Source organism: Gemmatimonas sp. (assembly GCF_044376735.1).
In the GTDB taxonomy this organism is placed as follows: Bacteria; Gemmatimonadota; Gemmatimonadetes; order Gemmatimonadales; family Gemmatimonadaceae; genus Gemmatimonas.
In genome coordinates this window covers 1-2,694 of the sequence record NZ_JBILKJ010000276.1, presented here as the reverse complement: position 1 = coordinate 2,694, position 2,694 = coordinate 1, and the positions used below count along the sequence as shown (strand labels likewise).

The following is a 2,694-nucleotide window of genomic DNA, read 5'->3' as shown; positions in this document are numbered from 1 at the left end:
CACGGTGCGCCTCATCGTGGGCAACGACACGCTGTCACGCGGCTTCACGGTGCGCCCCGACCCGCGCGTGCAGCTCACGGCGGCCGAGTACAAGGCCCAGTTCGACGCCGCCACCGCGGTCGGCGCGCGTATCACCAGCATCACCGACGCGGTCGCGCGCATGCAGGACCTGCAGCAGCAGCTCGATCAGCGCGCGCGCCAGGCCAGTTCACAGGCGTACGCCGACTCGGTGAAGACGATGGCCACCGCCCTGCGCAAGAAGCTCGAAGCGGTGCGGGCCGAAGTGTACGAGGTGTACACCAAGGCCGATCAGGCCACGCTCAACTATCCGATCAAGCTGTACCAGATGTTCGTGACGCTGAACGGGCAGGTGAACGAAGGCACCAATCCGCCCACCCGTCAGCACGGTGAGATCCTGACCGATCTCTCCACGAAGCTCAACGTGCAGCTGAACACGCTGCAAAAGTTGGAAGACAACGACCTGCAGCAGTTCAATGCGCTGCTCACACGCCTCGGCGTGCCGAACGTATTCGTGGCGCCGAAGAAGCCGATCGGGTAAGCACCGGAGCACCGATCGACCGTTCGTGATTCTTCCTCAGCCGCCCGAGCGGAGCCGCAGTTTCTGCGCCCGCTCGAGCGCCTGCAGGTAGCGCTTCTCGCTCTGCTTGCCGCGGCCTTTGTGCTTCACCTCGACGCCGCCCATCACTGCAAGCCCGCTGATGCGCAGCACCGGCGCATCGGGATGTTCGGTGGCCTCCGCGCCGCTGACCGAAAACCCACCCATCACGGCCATGCCCGTCACTTCCACGCGTACACCGACGGGCACGAAGATCTCGACGCCGCCCATCAAGGTGAAGATCTCGATCTCCGTCACACCGGCTCCGAGCTTGGCCTCGCGGAGGTCAAGCTGCCCACCACCGAGCGCGGCCACCACGCGCAGATGCCGCGGGACGATCCAGCTACCCCGGCGGTCGAAGCCGCCCATGACGGCCAGCGCCGCGCCGCGCGCCGGCACGACGGGATCGGCGGCCACCCGATTGACTGACGCCTCGTCGGCCAGCGATCGATTCGTGTCGGCGGGATCGGCCAGCAACACTTCGAGGTCGCCGAGCGATCGGGCGCGGTAGACCGCGGACAGTCGCTCGTCGAGCTGCTCCATCGACAGCCGGTCGGTCGCAAAGGCCGCCGACAGCACCTGCACGACGTAGTCCCGCTGAACGTCCGAGACGCCAGCGGGTGCATAGGGAAGTCCCGTCATCGCGTCATCAGAGTGCGGGGCGCTTGGTGTGATGGTCCGTGGCCTTCTGGAACTGATGGGCCACCGACAGAATGAGATCGTCGTTGTACAGATTGCCCGTGATGACGCCGCAAATCGGCTGTGCCTTGTACACCGGCGCCGGCGTCGCGGCATTCGCGCCACCGCCACCGCCGAACTGCGGCACGTCGAACTTGAACGGCAACACCGCGCACGGATGACCCGTCTGCGCGTTGGCCCCGACATCGGCATTGGGTCCGGCAATGAAGAGGTCGAGATCCTTCATGAACTCTCCCCACTTGGCCACCAGCAGCATACGACGACGCTGGCCCTGTATGAAGTCGAAGCCGCGCGTCGCACGACCGCCGAAGAAGCGTGGATTCCAGTCGGCCGCGGCCATCGGGTTGGTCGCTCCAGCTTCAACGCCCTTCGGCAACGAAGCCACGTGGTTGCCGTACGGTGCGTTCCCGGTACGCGGTGTGTCGAAGATCGTATTCAGGTCGAGCCCCATCTCCTTCGCCTTGCGCTGCACGAAGAAATCGAACGCAGCCGCCGATTCCACACCCAGCGCACCCTGACCACCCGCCACCGTCGGGCGTGCGCCAATGGCCTTCGGATTCATGCCGAGCGTGCGCAGCGTATCGACCAGCTCCTTCGGAGCCGCCGGATCAACACCGATACGCAGGGAGGCGAGCTTGAGATTGCGATCGAACTGAAATGGCATCGTGACCGTGCTCGCGTCCTTCGCGTCCACGCCGTGCAGCACGCTGAATACCATCGCACAGTCTTCGGCGGTGCGGCACATGGGCCCCACCCGATCCATGGACCACGCCAGCACCATGCCGCCGTGTCGGCTCACACGACCGTAGGTGGGGCGCAGGGCGCTGATGCCGTTGCGAATGGCCGGCGACACGATCGAGCCCTGCGTCTCGGTGCCGATCGAGAACGCCACGCAGCCGGCGGCCGTGGCGGATCCGGGGCCGGTGGAGCTACCGCTCGAGCCGATGTTCGTGTTCCACGGATTATTCGTGCGTCCGCCGAACCACCAATCGTTCTGCGCGAACAAACCCGTGGCCAACTTCGCCAGCAACACCGCGCCTGCCTCACGCAGACGCACCACCACTTCGGCATCGTAGTCGGGAATCTGATCCTTGAAGTCGGCCGAGCCCCACGTGGTGGGGACGCCCTTCACCGCGAAGAGATCCTTGATGCCGTACGGCACCCCGTGCAGCGGGCCACGGTACTTCCCGGCGGCGATCTCGGCGTCGGCCGCGTCGGCTTCGGCGCGCGCCTGCGACGCCATCAACGTGACGACGAAATTGAGCGTGGGATTGAGCTTCTCGATGCGCGCGAGATAGATGTCGGTGATCTGCCGCGACGTGATCTTGCGCGCCTTGATGAGCGCCGAGATGCGATGCGCCGGCAGGAACGCGAGGTCA

Annotated in this window: 3 protein-coding genes; 1 reads left to right on the top strand and 2 read right to left on the bottom strand. The window is 65.8% G+C overall.

All coding sequences use genetic code 11. The annotated features are described in order from the left end of the window. Positions 1 to 559 (top strand): hypothetical protein (locus ACIRA7_RS16595; RefSeq protein WP_396221940.1); only part of this gene is annotated, 559 nt, incomplete at its 5' end. A 36-nt stretch (positions 560 to 595) separates the two neighbouring features. Here the strand turns inward: ACIRA7_RS16595 and ACIRA7_RS16590 are convergent. Together ACIRA7_RS16590 and ACIRA7_RS16585 are read right to left on the bottom strand one after the other, a co-directional pair. Then, a complete protein-coding gene (locus ACIRA7_RS16590) occupies positions 596 to 1,258 on the bottom strand; it encodes a DUF1707 domain-containing protein (RefSeq protein ID WP_396221939.1) in 663 nt (220 codons plus the stop codon). 7 nt (positions 1,259 to 1,265) lie between these two features. Then, positions 1,266 to 2,694 (bottom strand): amidase (locus tag ACIRA7_RS16585; protein ID WP_396221938.1); only part of this gene is annotated, 1,429 nt, incomplete at its 5' end.